Annotated in this window: 16 protein-coding genes; 6 read left to right on the top strand and 10 right to left on the bottom strand. The window is 69.6% G+C overall.

From position 1 onward, the window contains the following. Positions 1 to 196 precede the first annotated feature (196 nt). Positions 197 to 1,357, bottom strand: a complete 1,161-nt coding sequence (locus AC1DK4_RS05070) for an HPP family protein (RefSeq protein ID WP_441612628.1) — start codon at positions 1,355 to 1,357, stop codon at positions 197 to 199. 230 nt (positions 1,358 to 1,587) lie between these two features. Here AC1DK4_RS05070 and AC1DK4_RS05065 point away from each other — a divergent pair, with 230 nt between their 5' ends. Further along, on the top strand, positions 1,588 to 3,327 hold the full coding sequence (locus tag AC1DK4_RS05065) for a chloride channel protein (RefSeq protein ID WP_441612627.1): 1,740 nt from the start codon (positions 1,588 to 1,590) through the stop codon (positions 3,325 to 3,327). A gap of 15 nt (positions 3,328 to 3,342) precedes the next feature. Here AC1DK4_RS05065 and AC1DK4_RS05060 read toward each other — a convergent pair whose 3' ends face one another. Next, positions 3,343 to 3,765, bottom strand: a complete 423-nt coding sequence (locus AC1DK4_RS05060) for an Lrp/AsnC family transcriptional regulator (RefSeq protein WP_441612626.1) — start codon at positions 3,763 to 3,765, stop codon at positions 3,343 to 3,345. Positions 3,766 to 3,957: 192 nt separating this feature from the next. Here AC1DK4_RS05060 and AC1DK4_RS05055 point away from each other — a divergent pair, with 192 nt between their 5' ends. Beyond that, positions 3,958 to 4,863, top strand: a complete 906-nt coding sequence (locus AC1DK4_RS05055) for a dimethylarginine dimethylaminohydrolase family protein (protein WP_441612625.1) — start codon at positions 3,958 to 3,960, stop codon at positions 4,861 to 4,863. Positions 4,864 to 4,924: 61 nt separating this feature from the next. After that, positions 4,925 to 6,001, top strand: coding sequence for an ornithine cyclodeaminase (locus AC1DK4_RS05050; RefSeq protein WP_441612624.1), 1,077 nt, complete (start codon positions 4,925 to 4,927; stop codon positions 5,999 to 6,001). A 52-nt stretch (positions 6,002 to 6,053) separates the two neighbouring features. On the opposite strand, the gene AC1DK4_RS05045 is transcribed toward AC1DK4_RS05050, so the two are convergent. The 7 genes from AC1DK4_RS05045 to AC1DK4_RS05015 all read right to left on the bottom strand — a co-directional run bounded on the left by AC1DK4_RS05045 (position 6,054) and on the right by AC1DK4_RS05015 (position 17,912). Next, positions 6,054 to 6,656, bottom strand: coding sequence for a helix-turn-helix domain-containing protein (locus tag AC1DK4_RS05045; RefSeq protein ID WP_441612623.1), 603 nt, complete (start codon positions 6,654 to 6,656; stop codon positions 6,054 to 6,056). Positions 6,657 to 7,201: 545 nt separating this feature from the next. Further along, positions 7,202 to 8,317: a glycosyltransferase family 2 protein gene (locus tag AC1DK4_RS05040; protein ID WP_441612622.1), complete on the bottom strand. Its 1,116-nt coding sequence runs from the start codon at positions 8,315 to 8,317 to the stop codon at positions 7,202 to 7,204. After that, positions 8,304 to 8,864, bottom strand: coding sequence for an LbetaH domain-containing protein (locus AC1DK4_RS05035; RefSeq protein ID WP_441612621.1), 561 nt, complete (start codon positions 8,862 to 8,864; stop codon positions 8,304 to 8,306). Before AC1DK4_RS05035 ends, AC1DK4_RS05040 begins: the two co-directional genes overlap by 14 nt. Positions 8,865 to 9,216: 352 nt before the next feature. Further along, entirely contained in the window at positions 9,217 to 10,539 is a 1,323-nt protein-coding gene (locus tag AC1DK4_RS05030) for a sigma-54-dependent transcriptional regulator (RefSeq protein WP_477131426.1), read from the bottom strand. Then, a complete protein-coding gene (locus AC1DK4_RS05025; protein WP_441612619.1) occupies positions 10,529 to 12,469 on the bottom strand; it encodes a sensor histidine kinase in 1,941 nt (646 codons plus the stop codon). The genes AC1DK4_RS05030 and AC1DK4_RS05025 overlap by 11 nt, the downstream gene beginning before the upstream one ends. Positions 12,470 to 12,659: 190 nt before the next feature. Next, positions 12,660 to 13,970: a dicarboxylate/amino acid:cation symporter gene (locus tag AC1DK4_RS05020; protein WP_441612618.1), complete on the bottom strand. Its 1,311-nt coding sequence runs from the start codon at positions 13,968 to 13,970 to the stop codon at positions 12,660 to 12,662. A gap of 549 nt (positions 13,971 to 14,519) precedes the next feature. Beyond that, the gene (locus tag AC1DK4_RS05015) at positions 14,520 to 17,912 is read right to left on the bottom strand and encodes a diguanylate cyclase (RefSeq protein WP_441612617.1); all 3,393 of its coding nucleotides are present in this window, start codon (positions 17,910 to 17,912) and stop codon (positions 14,520 to 14,522) included. A 561-nt stretch (positions 17,913 to 18,473) separates the two neighbouring features. Here AC1DK4_RS05015 and AC1DK4_RS05010 point away from each other — a divergent pair. Continuing rightward, positions 18,474 to 18,791: a hypothetical protein gene (locus AC1DK4_RS05010; RefSeq protein ID WP_441612616.1), complete on the top strand. Its 318-nt coding sequence runs from the start codon at positions 18,474 to 18,476 to the stop codon at positions 18,789 to 18,791. A 241-nt stretch (positions 18,792 to 19,032) separates the two neighbouring features. Continuing rightward, the gene (locus tag AC1DK4_RS05005) at positions 19,033 to 19,227 is read left to right on the top strand and encodes a hypothetical protein (protein WP_441612615.1); all 195 of its coding nucleotides are present in this window, start codon (positions 19,033 to 19,035) and stop codon (positions 19,225 to 19,227) included. A 94-nt stretch (positions 19,228 to 19,321) separates the two neighbouring features. On the opposite strand, the gene AC1DK4_RS05000 is transcribed toward AC1DK4_RS05005, so the two are convergent. Next, entirely contained in the window at positions 19,322 to 20,395 is a 1,074-nt protein-coding gene (locus tag AC1DK4_RS05000; protein WP_441612730.1) for an acyltransferase family protein, read from the bottom strand. Positions 20,396 to 20,729: 334 nt separating this feature from the next. On the opposite strand from AC1DK4_RS05000, the gene AC1DK4_RS04995 reads away from it, so the two are divergent. Beyond that, positions 20,730 to 21,188 (top strand): (2Fe-2S)-binding protein, encoded by a 459-nt coding sequence (locus AC1DK4_RS04995; RefSeq protein WP_441612614.1) that lies wholly within the window; start codon positions 20,730 to 20,732, stop codon positions 21,186 to 21,188. The last annotated feature ends 10 nt before the right edge of the window (positions 21,189 to 21,198 follow it).

The raw sequence follows: 21,198 nt of genomic DNA, 5'->3' as shown, positions 1-21,198 counted from the left end.
CGTGCGCCGGCGCGCGCGGGAAAAAATGCTGCAGTGCGGATGCCGCACTGCGGCCCGCGCGTTCCGCGTGGCGCGCGCGGGCCTGCGCCGATCGGTGCGGGGATGCCGCCGCTGCGTGGCACCCCCGGGCAGGGCGGGAGGCCGCCGGGTAACGCCCGCGGCGCTCCGCGCCGCCCGCCGGGCCGCTTTACACGCTTCAGCGCGGGGCCGGTGCCTCGGCCTGCGCCGGCGGTCCCTGTTCGAGCAGCGCGGCGATCAGGTCCGACTGGGTGACGATGCCCAGCAGGCGCCGCTGCGCATCCACCACCGGCATCTCGTGCAGGCCGCCGTCGGAGAAGGCGCGCGCCAGTTCCACCATGGGCTGCTCGGGCCGGGCGGTGGCCACGCCGGTGTGCATCAGGTCACCCGCGTTGCCCGCGCGTGGCTGGCTGGCGCCGGCGCGCACGGCGAGCAGGTCGACCAGGTTGAGCATGCCGACCAGGCGGTGTGCTTCGTCCACCACCGGCAGCGTGCGCAGGCCGTGCCGGTTGAGCAGGGCGCGGGCCTGCACGCCGCTGTGGCCAGGCTGCACCGTGACGACGTCGCGCGACATGATGTGCTCGCAGCGCACGTCGCCGAAGCGGCGGCGATAGGCGCGCATCTGCGCCGCCACCAGGATTTCTTCCAGGTCGTCTTCTTCGATGTCGAGGAATTCGCCGCGCGTCTTGAGCACCTCGTCGAGGTCGGCGCGATTGAAGCCCACGCGCTCGCTGGGCAGCGGATCGGCGGTGCGGTGCGGGTTGGCGTGGTCGGCCGGGCGGTGCGGATAGCGCCGGCGCAGCGCGTTGTTGAACAGCAGCGCGATCAGCAGGAGCAGCATCGAGTTGAGCAGCACCGGGAACGCCACGAAGCCGAAACCGAGCTTGGCGACGGCCGGGCCGCCGAACACTGCGGTGATCGCCACCGCGCCGCTGGGCGGATGCACGCAGTGCAGCTGGAACATCATGACGATGGCCAGCGCCACCGCCACGGCGGCGGCCAGGCCAGGGTCCGGAATCCAGCGCGCGCAGGCCACGCCGATCAGGGCCGCCACCAGGTTGCCGCCGATGATGGACCACGGCTGCGCCAGCGGGCTGGCCGGCACCGCGAACAGCAGCACCGCCGAGGCCCCCATCGGCGCCACGAACCACGGGTTGACCCCGCCCAGCAAGCGGCGGCTGATCCATTCGGTGACCAGCAGGCCGAGCAGCGCGCCCAGGCAGCTCTTGAAGCGCTCGCGCTTGCTGCCGGCAATGGGCGTGGGAACGAAGGCTCGCAGCCATGCGCGCGCCCGCGCTGGCGTGAGTTCGGCTAGGGAGGGGGCCTGGGATGGTGGCATGGACGGGCCTGGTTCTGCGGTTCTGGAAGCGGCGGGACGAAAGCGGGCGGCGCGGGCAGGCGGCTGGCGGCTACGCATCATGCGTAGCGCGTCGTCACCTTGGCTGCGCTGCAGCAAACCGGTCCGCAAATATATCATGACGTGATACATTGCGCTGTCTCGGCGCTTGCGATGCTGCAAGCCCCGCGTGCCCCACATAAGCCTCTTACACGCCCCGCGCGAGCCTCATCATGCACTTTGAAAAACGCGACTACGCCGTCAGCCGGCGCCTGCTGCTGCTTGCCGCGCTGGCGCCGGTGATCGGCGCCATCAGCACGGCGGCTGCCGTGCTGCTGCTGAACCTGATTCGCTTCTTCACCAACCTTTTCTTCTACCAGACGCTGTCGCTGGCGGAGCGCTCGCCGGCGCAGCACGCGCTGGGCGCGTGGGTGATCCTGGTGCCGGTGGCCGGAGGCCTGCTGGTGGGGCTGATGGCGCGCTACGGCAGCGACAAGATCCGCGGCCATGGCATCCCCGAGGCCATCGAGGCGGTGCTGTTCGGCAAGAGCAAGATGTCGCCGCGCGTGGCGGTGCTCAAGCCCTTGTCTTCCGGCATCGTGATCGGCAGCGGCGGGCCATTCGGGGCCGAAGGCCCGATCATCATGACCGGCGGCTCGATCGCCTCGCTGCTCGCGCAATACCTGCACCTGACCGCCGCCGAGCGCAAGACGCTGCTGGTGGCCGGGGCCTGCGCCGGCATGACGGCGATCTTCGGCACGCCGGTGGCGGCGGTGCTGCTGGCGGTGGAGCTGCTGCTGTTCGAGCTGCGCCCGCGCAGCCTGCTGCCGGTGGCGCTGGCCTGCGCGATGGCTGGCTTCCTGCGCCCGCTGGTATTCGAGTCCGGCCCGCTGTTTGCCATGCAGACGGCGCCGGTATCCACCGCCGCCCTTGGCTCCTGCGTGGTCGCGGGCCTGCTGTGCGGCGTGCTCGGCGCGGCGCTGACGCTGGCCCTGTACCGCACCGAAGACCAGTTCTCGCGGCTCAAGCTGCACTGGATGTGGTGGCCCGCCATCGGCGGCCTGGTGGTCGGCATCGGTGGCTACTTCGAACCGCGCGCGCTCGGCGTGGGCTATGACGTGATCGCCGACCTGCTGCATAACCGCCTGGCGCTGGAGGTCGCGCTGGCCCTGCTGGCGGTCAAGGCGGTGATCTGGGTCGTCGCGCTCGGCTCCGGTACCTCGGGCGGGGTGCTGGCCCCGCTGCTGATGCTCGGTGCCGGGCTCGGCGTGGCGCTTGGCGCAGTCCTGCCCGGTGGCTCGCCCGAGCTCTGGGCGCTGGTGTGCATGGCGGGCGTGCTGGGCAGCGTGCTCGGCGCGCCGCTGACCGCCATCGTCTTCGCTTTCGGGCTGACGCATGACAGCAACGCGCTGCTGCCGCTGCTGCTGACCACCGCCGTCGCGCACGGCTTCACCGTGCTGACCATGAAGCGGTCGATCATGACCGAGAAGATCGCCCGCCGCGGGCTGCATATCTATCGCGAATACGGGGTCGACCCGCTTGAGCGCCAGCATGTGGCGGACCTGATGACCACCGCGGTGGTGAGCGTGGATGGCGACCAGCCCGTCAGCGCCCTGTGGCCGCGGTATTTCGGCGAGCACGCGCCGCATCGCGCTTATCCGGTGCTGTGCGGCGGGCGCGTGGCCGGCATGCTGGAGCGCAATGCCTTGCGCGGGCGCGAAGGCGCATCGATGAGCGGACGCGAGCTGATGACGCCGCTGCGCCCGGATCAGGTGCTGCTGCCTGCCCAGACCGCGCGCGTCGCGGCCGGGCGCATGGCGGAACTGAGCGTGGGGCGCCTGCCGGTGGTGGCGGATCTGGAATCGATGCGCCTGGTCGGCGTGGTATCGCTGCGCGACCTGCTGCGGCCCAGCGGGCAGGTCCTGCATGAAGAGACGCAGCGCGAACGGCTGCGAGGCGTGGCGGCGGGCTGAACGCCGCAACGGTGTTCAGAGCTTGTAGCTCGACAGCAGGATGCTGGTCTCGGTGGCCCCGATCCCGTCGATCAGGCGGATCCGGTCGAGCGTACGATCGAACGCCTCGAGCGTGTCGGCGCGTAGTTCGGCAATGATGTCCCAGCGCCCGTTGGTGGTGTGCAGCGTCTGCACATTGGGCTCGCCGCGCAGGGCCTGGAGCACCTGGCGAGCCTTGTTGCCCTCCACGGCGATGGTCGTCCAGGCGCGGATGCGGTGGGTCTCGGCTTCCGGCTTGAGGCGGACCGTGTAGCCGACGATCAGCCCCTCCCTCTCCAGCTTGTCGATGCGGTTCTGGACGGTGGCGCGCGACACGCGCAGGGCCTTGGCCAGGGCAGTGGCGGGCATGCGGGCGTTGTCGCGCAGCAGGGCTAGCAACTGGCGGTCGGTGTCGTCCATGGCGGTTCCTGGTGGGTCTTGGGGCGCACTTGCGGCCCCGATTGGCGATTCGCCAATATGACCTTGCATATTGCAAATCATAGCAGCGGAATTGCGCAGTTTGCTGGCTTTTGGTTAGCGCCGCACTGCACCAGAATGCAGGCATCCCCAGTCACCGCGCGTCCACCGCGCGTCAACCACCAAGGAGCCAGCGTGACCAACCAGCCCACCATCCTGCTTGTCGACCCGACCCACTACGACGTGTCCTACAGCATCAATCCGTGGATGGATCCGGGCCTCTGGGCGCGTGATCCGCGCGGCATGCACCAGCACGCGGTGGGTTCCTTCGCAGCGCTGCATGCGGCCTTGCAGGCGTCCGGCTTCGTGGTGGAGACCGCCCCGGGCGCGCCTGGCCTGCCCGACATGGTGTTCCCCGCCAACGCAGCCGTGGTGCTGGACGGCCATGCGGTGCTGGCGCGCTTTCGCTATCCGGAGCGCGCCGGCGAGGAAGTCCCGTTCGCCAGGATCTTCGAGGGCCTGCGCGAGCGCGGCCTGATCGATTCGGTCAGCGTGCTGCCCGAGGGCTGCTACCAGGAGGGCGCCGGCGACTGCATCTGGGATGCGGTGCGCGGTCATTTCTGGGCCGGCTTCGGCCCGCGTTCGACGCGCGCGGCGGCCGATGTCATGGGCAGCCGTTTCGGCCGCGAGGTGGTGGCGCTGGAACTGGCGACCGAGCAGAGCTATCACCTCGACGTGTGCTTCTGCCCGCTGTCCGGCGGCGAGATCCTCTACTACCCGCCCGCGTTCACGCAGGAGGCGCTGCGCACGCTGCGCGAGCGCGTGCCGGCCAGCCTGCGCATCGAGGCGAGCGAGGACGACCTGCGCCACTTCAGCGTCAACGCGGTCAACCTGCACGACCAGATCGTGATGACACGTACCACGCCGCACCTGCGCGCCGAGCTGGGCCAGCGCGGCTACCAGCTGCGCGAGGTGGACCTGTCGCCGTTCATGCTGTCCGGTGGCGGCGCCTACTGCATGACGCTGCGGCTTGACCGCACCAGCGCGGCGGGGCAGGCCGCGGGTGCCGGTCGCACCGCCGCGGCAGCGGTTGCCGCCTGAGCCGGGCGGCAGGACGACACGACAACAAGACAACAAGACAAGACACGACAGGGAGAGCACCATGAAGGAGATCGCCATGACCCGCTTCCTCGACGCCGCCGACGTGGCGGCGCTGGTGCGCGAGACGGGCGTCGCCAGCGCCATCGCGCAGATCGCGCATCATGTCCGCCAGGATTTCATGCGCTGGGATGCGTTCGACAAATCGGCGCGGCTGGCCGCGCATTCGGCCGGTGGCGTGATCGAGTTGATGCCGGTGAGCGACGGCGTGCAATACGCGTTCAAGTACGTCAATGGCCATCCGCGCAACGCGCTGGTCGGCATGCCCACGGTGATGGCTTTCGGCGTGCTGGCCGAGGTGGCGAGCGGCTTCCCGCTGCTGCTGTGCGATCTGACGCTGGCCACCGCGCTGCGCACCGCCGCCACCTCGGCGCTGGCCGCGCAGGCCATGGCGCGGCCCGGCTCCGCCACGATGGCGCTGATCGGCAACGGCGCGCAGGCGGAGTTCCAGGCGCTGGCCTTCCACGCCATGCTGGGCATCCGCGAGATCCGCGCCTACGACATCGACCCGGCGGCGAGCGCGCGGCTGGCGCGCAACCTGGCCGCCGTGCCGGGATTGAAGGTGGTGCCGGTGGCGTCGGTACGCGACGCGGTGCGCGGCGCCGATATCGTCAGCACCGTCACCGCGGACAAGACGCGCGCCACCATCCTCACGCCCGACATGGTGGCGCCGGGCATGCATCTCAACGCGGTGGGCGGCGATTGCCCGGGCAAGACCGAACTGCACGCGGATATCCTGCGCGCGGCGCGCATCGTGGTCGAGTACGCACCGCAGACCCGCATCGAGGGCGAGATCCAGCAGTTGCCGGCGGATGCGCCGGTCACGGAATTGTGGGAGGTGCTGGGCGGCCGCGCGCCGGGACGCGGCGGCGCGGACGAAGTGACGGTGTTCGATTCGGTCGGCTTCGCGCTGGAGGACTACGCCGCGCTGCGCTGGATCCATGCCGCGGCCCATGCGCGGCACCGCGGCAGCCACGTGGAGCTGGTGGCCACGCCACCGGACCCGCGCAATCTCTACGGCTGGATGATGGAGGCGGCGGTCCCGCGGCCTGAACCGGCCGCGGTGGCGGAACTGGCCTGAAGCCGGCCGCCGTGCGGTAAGCCGGCGCGCGCCGGCCGGCCAGGTGGCTGGTTCAGCCGGCCGCGCCGCGCGTCATCATCAGCTGCGCGCGCAGGAAGCCCTTGACCTCTTCCAGCGACGGCGTCTTCAGGAAGACCATGATGCCCCAGTGCTGCAGGGCGTCGGCCACGCCGTCATAGGCCTGGCGGTTGGTGATCACGGCGAAGATGACATTCTGGCGGGTGAAGAAGTTCTGCAGCTTCTCGATGGTCGCCGATTCGGCGTCGCTGAGTTCTTCCACGTAGTACAGCACCACCCGCGGGTGCGAGCTGACCGACGTAATGATGGTATCCACCACGTCCTCCACCACCACGCTCTTGAGGGGCAGGCCCCATTTGCCCAGTTGCGCGTGGATGCGCTGGGCTTCCTGGTGATTGGGGTGGAATACCACCAGGTCAAGCTCGTGCACCGACGGCAGTTCCTGGCCGACTCGCGTGGCCAGCAGGCGGTGCACGGTCTCCTTGTGAATACGGCGGTGGCCGCCGTTGGTCTTCCAGGCCCCGAGTTCGCCGCGCTCCACCATCTTCTGTACGGTGCCCAACGAGACATTGAGCAACTTGGCGGCGGTACGCGTGCTGTAATAAGGCTTCTCAGCCAGTTCTGAATCCAGTTTCATCCGTTCACCCGTTAAGAAAACATCACACTGCGGTCAGACTGGCAGTGACAGCGCGTACCTCCCGCGCTGGTTTGGGCCCCGGCCACGCATAAAAAAAGCGCAACAACTCAATGGCTTGCTGGCACCGCTGAGCCTCTTGCATGACTTGCCCGTTACCCTGGGCGCCGGAAGCGGAGGTGCTCCGCAGCCATGCAAGGGCGTGATCTATGTCACAAGTGCCTTCTTCTTCCAACGGAAGAATGCCGGTTCCCAATCATATGCGCTATCGAACATATATCACCAGCCAGGGCCGGCAAATATTTCGAAAACGCCTCGAACGCTCCCACTTCTGTGTTTAAACGCATATTGCCGCGTTTTGGCAGACACGCGAAGCCCGCGATTTCTTGCAAACAATGCAGACATCCAGGCGGCTCCCGGATGATGCCCGGGTGATGCCCGACTCGCGCGGTTTCGATGCCGCATGCTACTGAAGACCGCCGGCGGCGCGCGGGGTTCCTGGCACCGGATCGCCGCGCCGGCGAGGCCAGATCCGCAGGCGCCGGCAACTATCCGTGCCCGCCGGGGCCGGCTGCCGCGACGGCGGGAAGCGTGCCGCCAATCGTACCGGGAAGCGTGCCGGGAAGCGCGGCCGGCGGCTGCGCGAGGCCCGGCGCCGGTGCCTTGGCGGCCTCCGCAGGCAGGCCGCCGGGCTCGCTGCATGGAACGGCGCCCTGCGCTGCCGCGCTGCCATCCACGCGCGCGATGCCGGCGTGCGCCGTGGCCGGCGCCGAGGCGCCCCGGGTCTTGAGTTCGTGCGTCTTGATCACGATGAAGTATTCGTAGATCGACTGCAGGATGGCGTAGGTGAGGCCGGCACGGCCGTCGAGGAAGCCGCGCTTGCCGACGTAGAGCAGCACGAACTTGGCCAGTGGGCGTAGCGGCAGGCGGTAGAACAGCTCCTTCTGATGCGCGCGCCGCTGGTGGAAGTCCGGCGCGAACAGCGCCTCGCGCAGGCTGAAATCCGCCTTGCCGCGCCGGTTGTCGATGGTCTGCTGCGCTTCCAGGCTGCTGTAGCTGTTGTGGCGCGTGATCCAGTGGCTCAGGCCCTTGCTGAAGGGAAAGTGGTCGAGATAGCCGGACAGCTCGCCGGCCGGGCCGTCGGGGATCGAGACGGGATTGACCAGCCGTTCGTAGCGCATGCGCTCCGGCCGGAACAGGCGCAGGTAGAAGGGCGAGGTCTGCACGTGGCGCAGCCAGGTGCCGAGGAAGAAATCGCGCCGCTGCACGCGGAACGCCACCTCGTCGCGCGCGGCGCGCACGGCGGCCAGTGCGTGCTCGGCCAGCGCCGGTGTCATGCGCTCGTCGGCGTCGATATAGAACACCCAGGGATGGCGGAAGGCGATGTTGCGCAGGCCCCAGTTCTGGTGGCTGGCCCAGTTGTCGAAGGGGCGCTGCGTGACGCGGGCGCCAAAGCGCGTGGCGATTTCCACGGTGGCATCGGTGCTCATGGAGTCGTAGACATGGATGTCGTCCGACCAGGCCACGCTCTGCAGGCAGCCCGGCAGGTCCTGCTCTTCGTTGCGGGTGAGGATCAGCACCGAGATGCCAGGCGCGGCCGGCGAGCCCGGCCGGCCCATGCGCACGGGATGGCTCATCTGCCTGAAGTTGCTAGGCCTTGCCATGTCTCGTCCTCGTGCCGATGGCCCGGGCCGGCGTGCCGGCATAGACCGTCCACGGCGTGCGCAGGCTCCTGGTGACCACGGAGCGCGGCGCGACCACCGCGCCTTCGGCCACGGACACGCCCGGCGAGACGAACGCTTCGGCACAGATCCACACATGCGGCGCCAGCACGATGGGATGCGCGACCAGCTGGAAATTGGCGCTGTTGTAGTCGTGGCTGCCGGTGCACAGGTGCGCGCCCTGGGAAACCACGCAGTAGTCGCCGATTTCGATCGGCGCCATGTTGTACAGCGTGACCCCGTCGGCCACGCCCACGTGGCCGCCCACGCTCAGGTCCCACGGCGCCCAGATCCTGACCGAGGGGTAGATGTGGACATGCGGCCCGAGGCGCGCGCCGAACAGCCGCAGCAGCGCCGCGCGCCACACGTGCAGCGGGCGCGGGCTGGGCCGGAACAGGCACAGCCAGACCCACCGCCAGAGCTGCCGCTGCAGGCGGTTGCCCAGCGAGAACGAGGCGCCCGTGGTCGGGTCGTTGCCTTGTAGGATCATCGTCGGTCCGCTCGGTGTGATCGAGGCCCGCTCAGCTTGTCCGGTGTCGGCGCTGCTACGCTGTCAATGGTTGGCGACCGCGGTACGGGCCAGTACCGCGGTCGCCGGCCCCGGCCGACGGCCCGGGCTTTGTCCCGCACCGGCCGCGCCTGGCGCCGGTTGGACGCAAGGCGCGCGGGAAGGGGTGAAGCCATGGTGGCGCGGCGTACGGCGCGCTTCGGTGCGGCACCTCACATAGCGCGGCGTGACCGTGCAGAGCGTGCGCAGGAGCCCGCGGGGAGCGGGCGGGGCCGGACGGGATGGGCCGGGCCGAGGCCAGGACCGCAAGGCGCGCGGGGCGGCGCGCCGTGGCTCAGAGCCTGTACTTCTTCACCTTGTCGAACAAGGTGGTCTTGGCGATGCCCAGTGCCTCGGCGGCGCGGCTCAGGTTGCCTTCATGGCGGCGCATGGCCTCGGCCACCATGGCCCGTTCGAACTGCTCCACGGCCTGCGCCAGTGGCAGCGCGGCCGGCTCGGCGGTGCCCTGGCCCGGGTTGCAGCCCAGCCCCAGCACGTGGCGCTCGGCCAGGTTGCGCAGCTCGCGCACATTGCCGGGCCACGGGTAGGCCATCAGCGCGGCCATCTCGGCCCGGCTGGCGGCTACCGCCTCGCGCTCGAAGCGCAGGGCGGCCTGGGCCACGAAATGCTCGAACAGCGGCGGCACGTCTTCGCGCCGCTCGCGCAGCGGCGGCAGCTCCAGCGTCACCACGTTGAGACGGTAATAGAGGTCGGCGCGGAACTGGCCGGCCTCCGACAGCGCCTTGAGGTCCGCCTTGGTGGCCGCCACCACGCGGGTGTTGACCGGTACCGGCGTATTGGAGCCGAGCCGCTCCACCACGCGTTCCTGCAACACCCGCAGCAGCTTGATCTGCATCTGCATCGGCATGCTTTCGATCTCGTCGAGGAACAGCGTGCCGCCCTCGGCGTGCTCGACCTTGCCGATGCGCCGCCGCGCCGCGCCGGTGAAGGAGCCGGCTTCGTGGCCGAAGATCTCGCTCTCGAACAGCTGCTCGGGCAGGCCGCCGCAGTTGATCGGCACGAAATGCCGTGCATGGCGCGCGCTGGCTTCGTGCAGGCAGCGTGCCACCAGTTCCTTGCCGGTGCCGGTCTCGCCGTGGATGAGCACGTTGGCGGCGGTGTCGGCCAGGTCCGCAATCAGCTTGCGCAGCCGTTCGATGGCCGGCGACTGCCCGATCAGGCGCGCCTGCAGCGTGTCGCGCCCGGCCAGCTTGCGGCGCAGTTCGGCCACTTCCAGCACCAGGCGGCGCTGCTCCAGCGCGCGCCGCGCCACCTCCACCAGCTGCTCGGGCGAGAAGGGCTTCTCCAGGAAGTCGTAGGCACCGGACTTCATGGCCTGCACCGCCAGGCTGACATCGCCGTGGCCGGTCACCATGATCACYGGCAGCGCGCCGTCGCGTGCCTTGAGTTCGCGCAGCAGCGCCATGCCGTCCATGCCGGGCAGGCGGATATCGCTGACCACCACGCCGGCGAAGTTCTCGCCGGSTTCGCGCAGCGCTGCCTCGGCGCTGCCGACCGCGCGCGTGGCAATGCCTTCGAGCCGCAGGGCCTGCTCGCAGCCCAGGCGTACGTCGGGATCGTCTTCGACGATCAGTACGGTGAGCGGATTACTTGTCATGGCCGGTTTCCCTGCTTGCCTGGTTTTCCTGGCGCGCGCCGGGCCGCGCCAGCGGCAGCACCAGCGTGAAGCAGGCGCCGCCGTCCGGGTGATTGCTGGCCTCGAGGCTGCCGCCCGATTCATCCAGGATGCCGGCCGACAGCGCCAGGCCGAGCCCCAGGCCCTGGCCGGCGGGCTTGGTGGTGAAGAAGGGCTCGAACAGGCGGGCGAACGCCTCCTCGGACAAGCCCGCGCCGTTGTCGCGGATGGTCAGGCGGAGCTTGTCGCCCGCCAGGTGGCCGCGCACTTCCAGCCGCGGCGCGGGCATGCCGGCCACGGCGTCGAGCGCATTGCCGAGCAGGTTGACCAGCACCTGCTCCAGGCGGTTGGGGTCGCACGCCAGCACCAGGCCGGGCTCGAGCTGGCGGCTCAGTTCCGGGCGCACCGCCTGCAGGCGCGTGTCGAGCAGGAACAGCGCGTTGTCCAGCGCTTCGTCCAGCCGCGCGGTGCAGCTGCCGTTGCCGGGCTTGCGCGCGAACGACTTGAGCGCGCCGGTGATGCGGCCCATGCGCTCGACCAGGCCGATGATGGTGCCGAGGTTGGCCTGCGCCGTGGCGTTGTCGCCGCGTTCGAGAAATTTCTGCGTGTTGCCCGAGAGCGTGCGCAGTGCCGCCAGCGGCTGGTTCAGCTCATGCGCGATACCGGTGGACATCTGGCCGACGGCGGCCAGCTTGCCGGCCTGGAGCAGGCCGTCCTGGGCCTGGCGCAAGGTCGCTTCGGCGCGGATGCGCTCGGCGACCTCGGCCTGCAGCTGCTGGTTGGCGGTCCACAGGTCGGCGGTGCGCTCGGCCACCTTGCGTTCGAGTTCGCCGTTCGCGGCTTCCAGCGCCACGCGCGCGGCCAGGCGCTCGCCGACGATGCGCCGGCGCACGTTCCAGGCCGCCGCCAGCAGCAGCACGAAGGCCGTCAGCACGCCCGCCAGCGCGGCGCTGTTGAGCGCGGCCAGGCGCGCCTGCGAAGTATTGGTGAGCAGCGTGAGCTGCCAGTCGGTGCCGACCAGCTCGGCGGTCTGCGCCAGCATGGGCGGACCGCGCCGCAGGCGCACCAGGGCGTCGCTGTCGGACAGCTTGCGCACCGGCGCCAGCTCTAGCTGCGGCAGGGGGGCGCGGTTGTACTGCAGGCTGTGCTGCAGCCGCTCGCGCTGCCCCGGCGCCAGCGGCCTGAGCGCGGCCAGCTTCAGCGACGGGTCCGAGGCCAGGATCACCACGCCGTTCTCGTCGGTCAGCAGCATCTGCGTGTCGGCGCCCTGCCAGCGGTTCTCCAGCGGCTCCAGGCCCACCTTGACCACCGCCACGCCGCTGGGCTTGTGGCGGTCGCCGAGCGGGGCGGAGAGATAGTAGCCGGGCTCGCTGCGCGTGGTGCCGACGCCGTAGAAACGGCCCAGCTGGCCATCGGCGGCATCGTTGAAATAGGTGCGGAAGCTGAGATCCTCGCCCATGTAGCTGTCGGGCCGCTGGTAGTTGCTGGTGGCGCGCACGCGGCCGTGCGCATCGAGCACGTATACCGCGCGCGTGCCGGCGCGGGCGTTGAGCGCCGCCAGGTACTGGTTGGCCGCCTCGACCCGCGCCGGGTCGTCCGGCCTGGCCAGCAGCGCGGCGATCTTGTCGTCCAGCGACAGCAGGCTGGGCACGTAGTCGTAGCGCCCCAGCTCGCTCGACAGCGCCTGGTCGTACAGCCGCAGCTGCACCTGGCCGCGCTCGCCCTGGCGTGCCAGGGCGGCGTCGTAGCTGTAGCGGTAGCCCAGCGCGCCAGCCAGCCCGACCAGCACCGCCAGCGCCAGCATGGCGAACAGGGGTACCCACTGGCGCAGGCGGCCGGTACGGCCGTGGCGAGAGGGGGCGTCGGGCAGGGCGCCTGGCGGGGTGGCGTGTGAACGGAACGGGCCAGTCATGGGCTTGCGAGAAAGGCTTTTGGGCTGCGGATGGCTGCAGCGCGCTTCGCCGTGGCAAGGAAATACACGGGCATGGYACGGCGGCGGCAGCGCGAATAACCCCGTCTTTTACCACATCGCGTATTGTGCACCGCAAAAGAAAAAGGCCCGGCTACCTGATCGGCAGCCGGGCCTTGGCGCGCTGGCAGTGTTACTTGCCGGCCAGGACCTGAACGGGTGTCAGGCCAAGGTTGCCGTCGGCAGCGGGGTCATCCGCTTCTTCGGGCACCGGCGCGCCGATGGCGCCTTCGCTTTTGGCGACGACGGTGGTGGCAATGGCGTTGCCAAGTACATTGGTGACGGTGCGGCCCATGTCGAGCACATGGTCGATGCCCAGCACCAGCAGGATGCCCGCCTCGGGCAGGCCGAACATCGGCAGTACCGCGGCCACCACCACCAGCGAGGCGCGCGGCACGCCGGCGATGCCCTTGCTGGTGACCAGCAGCACCAGCAGCATGGTGATCTGCTGCGTGAGCGAGAGGTGGATGCCATACACCTGCGCCACGAACAACGCGGCGAACGAGGTGTACATGATGGAGCCATCCAGGTTGAACGAGTAGCCCAGCGGCAGCACGAAGCCGGTGATGCGCTCCTTCACGCCGAAGCGGCCGAGCTGCTCGATCACCTTGGGGTAGGCCGATTCGCTGCTGGCGGTGGCGAAGCCGATCATCAGCGGCGCGCGCACCATCTTGAGCAGGCGGAACACGTCGCGGCCCAGGAAGAAGTAGCCCCCGGCGATCAGCGCCATCCACAGCAGCGCCAGCGACAGGTAGACGCTGCCCAGCAGCTTGGCGTACACCACCAGCACGCCCAGGCCCTCGGCCGTGATCACCGCGGCGATGGCGCCGAACACGCCCACCGGCGCGAACGCCATCACGTAGTTGGTGACCTTCAGCATGACGTGGCCGAGGCCGTCGATGGCCGCCAGCACGGGTTTGCCCACGCCGTCCTTGACGGTGCCCAGGGCAAAGCCGAAGAACAGCGAGAACACCACGATCTGCAGGATCTCGTTGGTGGCCATGGCCTCGACGAAGCTCTTGGGGAACATGTGCGCGATGAAGTCGCGCAGGTTCAGCGCCCCGGTCTTCAGGTTGGAGGCGGCGTCGGCCGGCGGCAGCGCCAGGTTCATGCCCTGGCCCGGCGTCAGCAGGTTGGCCATCAGCAGTCCCAGCAGCAGCGAGGTGATCGACGCGGCGATGAACCATGCCATGGCCTTCAGGCCGATGCGGCCCACGGCGCGGCCGTCGCCCATGCCAGCGATGCCGCTGACCAGCGTGGCGAACACCAGCGGCCCGATGATCATCTTGATCATGCGCAGGAACACGTCGGTGAGGATGGACAGGTAGTCCGCGATGGACTTGGCGGCGGCGGGGTCCGGCGCCATGTGGTGGGCTGCCGTGCCGGCCAGCACGCCGAGCAGCATCGCAAGGAAAATCAGGGTGGGCAGTCGGTTCAGTTTCATCAGAAGTCGGGCCATGCGCCCGGCGGGTGGCCGGGCGGCTGTTTTTGCGGGGGCGGGGCTGGCAGCTTCAGGCGTGGAGCGCCGTCCCGCGGGGAGCGTCTCGCGGCCTTGCGCCGGGGACGTCAGCGATGCGGGGTCTGCAAGGCGGGCTCTGTCATTGTTTCCTCCATTGTTTTGTCGGTGCGGGCCGGCGGCGGGGCAGCCGCCCGTCAACCTGTATCTGCCGCTTGGGCGGGCGCATACATCGCACGAGCCGTGCCAGGCCGGCGGGCCTGGGGGCTGCGGCTAAGTTGCTGAAAAACAAGGGGAAATCAAAGTGATCCCGGCGCACGGTTCGGGTTTCCGTGCGTTCGGGCGGCGCGCGCGTTCGGATCTCCGAACGCGCCGGGCGGTGCGGAAGGCACCCGCCAGGGGCGGCGGGGCCGGGTGTGACGCGGGCAGCATGCTGCCCGGCGAGGGGAGGGCCGTCAGCCCTTGGTCAGCCCTTCGTCTGCCTGGTCAGCATGGTCAGCATGGTCAGCCATGAATTAGCCGCCAGTCAGCCGCCAGTCAGGCGTTATCGACCGGCAGCGTGCGGCAGCGCTCCAGGAAGTCTTCCAGCGGCATCGGCCGCCCGATCACGTAGCCCTGGGCGTAGTCCACGCCGATCGCGCGCAAGGTCTGCAGGGTCTGCTCGTCCTCCACGGATTCGGCTACCGTGAGCATGCCCAGCCGGTGCCCGATGTCGTTGATCGAGCTGACGATCTCGCGGTCGACCGCGCTGCCGGCGAGGTGGCGGATAAAGCTGCCGTCGATCTTGAGATAGTCCACCGGGAACTGCTTCAGGTACGAGAACGACGACAGGCCCGCGCCGAAGTCGTCCAGCGCCACGGTGCAGCCGGCGCTGCGCATCTCCGCCACCAGCCGGTTGGCCGCGGCCATGTTGTTGATCAGCGCGGTCTCGGTGATTTCCAGCTGGATGCGGCTGGCCGGCAGCACCGATTCGTGCAGCTCGGCATGCAGGAAGGGCAGCAGGAAGGGCTCGCCGAGCGAGTTGGCCGACAGGTTGATGGCCACCGTGAGCGCCGGCACGGCGGCCAGGCGCGCGCCGAACTCGCGCAGCACGTGGTGGATCACCCAGCGGTCCACGTGACCCATCAGGTCATAGCGCTCGGCGGCGGGGATGAAGGCGCCCGGCATCACCAGCTTGCCTTGCTCGTCCACCATGCGCACCAGGATCTCGATATGGCGGTCGGCATCCGCGGCCTCGTCGTCCTGCTGCAGCGCGCGGATTTCCTGCGCGAACAGGCGGAAGCGGTTGGCATCCAGCGCCGAGTGGATGCCCGCGGCCACCTGCAGCTCCTGGTGGTGGCGCTGCGCATCGCTTTCGTCGCGGCGGTACACCGAGACGCGGCTGCGCCCGGCCGCCTTGGCGGCATAGCAGGCCACGTCGGCGCGGCTCATCAGCTCGCCCACCGGCGGGGTCTCGTTGTCGATGGCGGTGATGCCGATGCTGGCGCCGACATCGTAGACGCGCCCTTCCCACGGGAAGCGCTGGCCGCGGATGGCATCGATGATCTTCTGGCAGACACGCTCGGCCTGGTCGACCGAGCAGTCCTTGAGCAGCAGCGCGAACTCGTCGCCGCCCAGGCGCGCCAGCACGTCGTCGGGGCGCACATGGTGGCGGATCACGTGCCCCAGCTCGCGCAGCAGCACGTCGCCGGCGGCATGCCCCGCGGTGTCGTTGACGATCTTGAAGCGGTCCAGGTCGATGAAGCACAGCGCGTGGTGCTGGTGCTGCATGCGCGCGGCCTCGCACGCCTCGCGCAGGCATTTCTCGAACCAGATGCGATTGGGCAGGCCGGTCAGCGCATCGTGCGAAGCCGAGTGCGCCAGCTCGCGCTGCAGCGCGCGCGCGCTGGTGATGTCCTGGAACACCAGCACCGCGCCGATTACCTCGCCCGTGGCGGTACGCACCGGCGCGGCGGAATCCTGCACGTCGTGGCGGTCGCCGGTCAGGCTCTGCAGCACGGCGCCGTCCTGCAGGTAGACCGGGCGCAGGGTCTGCAGGCACTGCTCCACCGGGCTCGGGATGGGCAGGTTGCTGTGCTCGTCGACGATACGGAAAATGAACTCGAGCGGCTGCCCGGCGGCGGCCTGCATGGTCCAGCCGGTGAGCTGCTCGGCGATCGGGTTCATGAACGTCACGGCCATGGCGGCATCGGTGCAGATCACCGCGTCGCCGATCGAGCGCAGCGTGATGTGCAGGCGTTCCTTTTCCTCGAACAGCGCCTCGGTCAGGTGGCGCTGCTCGGTGATATCCCAGTTGGTGCCGATCATGGACAGCGCGGTGCCGTCGTCCTGGCGCAGCACCATTGCCATGGCGCGGATATGGCGCACTTCGCCGTCGGTGCGCTGGATGCGGTATTCGGTATCGAAGGCGCGCGTGCCGCGCACCGCCTCGCGCATCTCGCTGCGCGCCTTGTCGACGTCTTCGGCATGCACCATGCCGATCCAGTGCTGGAGATCGGGCGCGCCGCCGGCGGGATCGCTGCCGTGCAATGCGTGCATGCGCGCATCCCAGGCGATCGCGCCGCTGGCGATGTTCCACTCCCAGATGCCCACGCGGCCGGCTTCCACCGCCAGTTGCGTGCGGCGCGTCAGCGCTTCGAGTTTTTCCTGCGCGGTCTTGCGATCGTCGATGTCTTCGACCTGCGAGATGAAGTGCTGCGGCGCGCCGGTATGCTCGTCGCGTACCAGCGATACCGCCAGCAGCGTCCAGCGGTAGCTGCCGTCCTTGTGGCGGAACCGCTTTTCGATGCGGTATGACTCGATCTGGCCGGCCAGCAGGCGCTCTACCTGGTGCAGGTCCGGGGCGAGGTCGTCGGGGTGCGTGATCAGCGGGAAGGGCAGGTCGAACAGCTCATTGCTCTCATAGCCGAACAGGTCGCAGATGGCGCGGTTGACCTGCAGCCAGCGACCGTCCAGGCCCACCAGCGCCATGCCGATGGCCGAATGCTCCATGGCCTGGCGAAAGCGCCGCTCGCTGCCGCGCAGTTCGCTGCGGTCCCGCCGGTTCTGCTCCAGCAGGAAGGCGATGCTGATCGGGAACAGCATGATCAGCGCGGTCGACAGTTGCACCGATTGCAGCAGGAATGGCTCGCCCGCGACCCGGCCAAGCGAGGCCGCGACCAGGCCCAGCACGACGGTGGCGGTGATCGCCAGCAGCGTGAGCAGCGCGGTGGCGAACGGGTTGGTCAGCAGCGCGGCCAGCACCAGCGGCAGCGCCATCACCACGAACGGCTCGTTGCTCTTGTACAGCGCCAGCATGCCTACCGTCAGGCTGAGCACCAGCAATGCGGCAAAGCGTCGCAGGCCGGCGCGGCCGAAGGTGTCCGCCACGCGCTCGCGCGTGACCGAGACCATCAGCGGCAGCAGCATCACCACGCCCATCGAGTCGGCGGTCCACCAGGTCCACCAGACGGCGGCGAAACCGCTGTTGTACGCGGTGGCGATGGTGGCCGCGCCGATGGTAGCGCCCACCGCCGGCCCCAGGGTGCTGGCCGCGCCCAGCGTCAGCGCGAAGCGCGCCAGCGGACCCGGCCGGCTCTGCGCCGCGCCCGCGGTCATGGTGCGCACCAGCCAGGCGGAGAAAACGATCTCGGCCACATTGCCCAGCGCGAGCGCCAGCGCGATCGCCGGCTGGTCGCCCATGGTCGCATTTGCCGCCACGCCCGCCACCAGCATGCCGGCAAGCAACCATGGCGCGTCGCGGCGGTGGTGGTGCAGCACCACGCCAAGCCCGAACGCGTTCGCCAGCCAGAGCATGGATACGTTGCCGGGATAGCGCGACACGGCGATGCCGGCCAGGGCAAGCAGGAAGAAGCCGAGGGCGGCCAGCGCCACGCGCTGCCAGCGCGGCCAGGAGGTGGGCAATGGGCGGACTTCCGATTCTGGCGTCATGTCTGCGGCTGCGGTCTGATCTAGGGGCTATGGCGGGGCTATGGCGGGGCAATGGCGGCTATTCGCGCAAGTTGCACGCGCGGCCCAGCCTAATCGGTCAATATAGCGGTCATCCGACGGCGGCACGAGCCGAGAAAAATGCCTGTGTCGCCGTTGTTCGGGCTAGCGCGCCCGGCTGATTTCATGTAGGCGACCGATGCGCCCATGGGGGTTCCATCGGCGCGCCGGCCCCCTTCGCCGCCCCGCAACCGGCCTCCGTGGCGGCTTGCGCGCCAGCGGGGCATGCCCCAGCGCGTGGCTGCCGGCTTCGGCTCGTGTCGTCCGAATCCTACAGGCGTTTCAGGCAATTCCCCGCTGAGGTGGGGGATGCCAGCACATATCGTAAAGGCGTTGGCCTGCAATGCCGGGCATTCCCCCGGCCAGGCTGGACTGCTCTGGCGCGGGCAAGCGCGGCCTGCGTGGCTGCCATGCCGGGTGTCAGTCCGTCCATGAACGATGCATCGCCATGACCATCGCCATGACCATCGCCATGACCATCGCTACCACCGCAAGGAGACCACCATGAAACGAGTCCTGATTCAAGGCGCCATCGTGCTGAGCGCCGCCGCCTTTGGCCTGCCGGCAATGGCCCAGCAAGCCCCGATCAACCAGCCCAACCCGAGCGCGCCGCCCACCGAAGGGCAGAACCAGTCTGACCGCAACATGGCCGGCGCTCAGATGGACAACAGCAGCGGCATGTCGAAGTCCGACGCCAAGTCCAAGGGCAAGAGCACCCACCGCGCCGACAAGCCGCGCCAGCAGGATGCCAATCGCGCGCCAAGCGCCGATGCGCCTTCGGGTCCGAAGGGCGACTCGCCCAGTCCGGCACCGAAGCAATAGGGCTTGCGCCGGGCCCGGGCCGGCAGCCGGTCAAGTACCGCGACTCCCTCTGCGTGCTGACCGCCGCCGCCGGCCATCCGCAACGCCCGCGGCGCGCGCAAGCGTGGCTCCCCGCCGATGCCCGACAAGATCCTGCATGGCCCGGAGCCGGGACTTGCGCTCGCCATCGCTCTCTCCATTCCCCGCTCACATTCCCCGCTCACCATTGCGCTCGCCATCCGGGCGCCAACCGAGACACGCCATGACCCAGGCCAGAGAACACCAGCCGGACCCCCGCAAGCCGCACCGCCCAGACCCGCATCCGGGCCGCGAGCACGAGCAGCGCGACCAGGATGACAAGCCAGGGCGCGACCTGCGCGACGAGAACGGCGAACCGCCATCGGCCAGGCGCCCCGGCAATCCCGACGCCAGCGAACCACCGGTGGAAGATTTCTGAGGGCTGCCGCGCAGTGCGCTGGCCACCATGGAACAAGCATCGATGAACAAGCAACAAGCAACAAGCGCAGGCGATGCGTCTCTATTTGCAGCGGTTAGCCGACCGCCCCAGCGAAGCGCCGCGCCAGGCGGCGGCCCGCCGCCATCGCTGGCTGCTCCACCCAGCGGTGCAGCAGCATGGCAAGGCCGAGCGCGAGCGCCGCGTCGATGGCGAAGCGCGCAAGCTGCCAGCCCATCTGCCCGGGTGCCAGCTCTGGCATCAGCCGCTTGACGGCCTCGATCACGGTCGGGTGCGTCAGGTAGAGCGCGTACGACAGCTCGCCCAGCCATACCAGCATGCGCGGCACGCGCAGCACGCCGGCATGCTCGGCCGCCACCGCGCCGAACAGGAGGGCGCCGGCCGGCAGGGCGCGCCCGCCCAGGCTGAATTCCGGCTCCACCAGCACCAGCGAGGCCGAGAATCCGGCCACCCCGAGCGCCAGCAACACCGTGGCCACGCCGCGCGTGAGGCGATGGCGCGTGCGCGCGTAGAGCCACGCGAGCGCGCAGCCCAGCGCGAACTCCAGCACCAGCGGGTTGGCGATCATCGACAGCCATGCCGAGGCGAACGGATAGGCATGGGCCGGATCGAGATCGACCGCGCCGAAGCGCCACCACGGCAGCGCCAGCGTGGTGACGGCGAACACGGCTGCCATCACCAGCAAGGCGCGCCGCCCGGCCAGCATCAGGCCCAGCGCGCACACCGCATAGAACGCCATCTCGTAATTGAGCGACCAGCCCACGTAGAGCGCGGGGTAGCCGAAGTAGGGCGCGTCCTGCGGCGCGCTCGGGATGAAGGCCAGCGAGGCGGCGAACAGGCCCGGGCTGACCGGGTTGAGCGTCAGCGCGTGCAATACCGACATGAACCAGTACGGCGGTGCCAGGCGGCACACGCGGCGGATCGCGAACGACAGCGTCGGTTCCGGCTGCGTGCGCGCCAGCACCGCCACCCAGGCGATGATGAAGCCGCTGATGACGAAGAACACATCCACCCCGACGTGGCCGCGCTTGATCACATTCTCGGTCAGCCAGCCTAGCAGCGGCGCATGCTCGCCGCCCAGGCGCAGGCCCGAGTGATACACCAGCACATAGGCCGCGGCCAGTCCGCGCAGGGCCTGGATGCTGTCCAGCCTGGCGGGGGCAGCGGCGACGGCGCGCGGCGCCCGCGCGCGCCGTCCGGCGGAAGCGGCAGGAAGCGACGGAAGGGCGGGCGGCTCGGGCACGGATCGGGATCGGGCGGATCTGGCGGGGGATAAGAAAGAGACGCCGGGCACCGCGCGAAGTTCGCCGCGCGCGCATCGCCAGGCCGGCGGCTGCCGGCCCGGTGCGCCGTACTGCACGTGCGCCCCCGTTTTGCACTATGCTCAGAAGGCTTTACGCGCCTGCCCCGGCGGCAGGCGCCGCGGACCGGCCGCGCCCGGCGCGCACCAGGCCAGGGCAAACAGACCCAAGGAGCTTCCCCTCATGACCACCCTAGATATCAACGGCAAGCCGTTGCAAGTCGACGTCGATCCGTCCACGCCGCTGCTGTGGGCACTGCGCGACAACCTCGGCATGACCGGCACCAAGTTCGGCTGCGGCATGGCCGCCTGCGGTGCGTGCACCGTGCATGTGAACGGCCAGCCCACGCGCAGTTGCGTGACCCCGGTGTCCGCCGCGCAGGGCGTACGCATCACTACCATCGAAGGCGTCACGGGCGACAAGGTCGGCCGTGCGGTGCTGGATGCCTGGATCAAGCATGACGTGGCGCAGTGCGGCTACTGCCAGAACGGGCAGGTCATGAGCGCGACGGGGCTGCTGCGCAACAAGAAGCACCCGACCGACGCCGACATCGACCAGGCCATGGCGGGCAACCTGTGCCGCTGCGGCACCTACCAGCGAATCCGCGCCGCCATCAAGGATGCGGCGCGCGCGCTGGCATAAGGAGAGCCAC

Source organism: Cupriavidus sp. 05N38 (genome assembly GCF_056397345.1).
This window is presented reverse-complemented; position numbering and strand designations above follow the sequence as displayed.

What these genes read in the sequence shown, in the direction of transcription:
- AC1DK4_RS05070 (WP_441612628.1), bottom strand. Translation starts at nt 1,357, where the DNA reads ATGCCACCATCCCAGGCCCCCTCCCTAGCCGAACTCACGCCAGCGCGG.
- AC1DK4_RS05065 (WP_441612627.1), top strand. Translation starts at nt 1,588, where the DNA reads ATGCACTTTGAAAAACGCGACTACGCCGTCAGCCGGCGCCTGCTGCTG.
- AC1DK4_RS05060 (WP_441612626.1), bottom strand. Translation starts at nt 3,765, where the DNA reads ATGGACGACACCGACCGCCAGTTGCTAGCCCTGCTGCGCGACAACGCC.
- AC1DK4_RS05050 (WP_441612624.1), top strand. Translation starts at nt 4,925, where the DNA reads ATGAAGGAGATCGCCATGACCCGCTTCCTCGACGCCGCCGACGTGGCG.
- AC1DK4_RS05045 (WP_441612623.1), bottom strand. Translation starts at nt 6,656, where the DNA reads ATGAAACTGGATTCAGAACTGGCTGAGAAGCCTTATTACAGCACGCGT.
- AC1DK4_RS05040 (WP_441612622.1), bottom strand. Translation starts at nt 8,317, where the DNA reads ATGGCAAGGCCTAGCAACTTCAGGCAGATGAGCCATCCCGTGCGCATG.
- AC1DK4_RS05035 (WP_441612621.1), bottom strand. Translation starts at nt 8,864, where the DNA reads ATGATCCTACAAGGCAACGACCCGACCACGGGCGCCTCGTTCTCGCTG.
- AC1DK4_RS05025 (WP_441612619.1), bottom strand. Translation starts at nt 12,469, where the DNA reads ATGACTGGCCCGTTCCGTTCACACGCCACCCCGCCAGGCGCCCTGCCC.
- AC1DK4_RS05020 (WP_441612618.1), bottom strand. Translation starts at nt 13,970, where the DNA reads ATGAAACTGAACCGACTGCCCACCCTGATTTTCCTTGCGATGCTGCTC.
- AC1DK4_RS05015 (WP_441612617.1), bottom strand. Translation starts at nt 17,912, where the DNA reads ATGACGCCAGAATCGGAAGTCCGCCCATTGCCCACCTCCTGGCCGCGC.
- AC1DK4_RS05010 (WP_441612616.1), top strand. Translation starts at nt 18,474, where the DNA reads ATGAAACGAGTCCTGATTCAAGGCGCCATCGTGCTGAGCGCCGCCGCC.
- AC1DK4_RS05005 (WP_441612615.1), top strand. Translation starts at nt 19,033, where the DNA reads ATGACCCAGGCCAGAGAACACCAGCCGGACCCCCGCAAGCCGCACCGC.
- AC1DK4_RS04995 (WP_441612614.1), top strand. Translation starts at nt 20,730, where the DNA reads ATGACCACCCTAGATATCAACGGCAAGCCGTTGCAAGTCGACGTCGAT.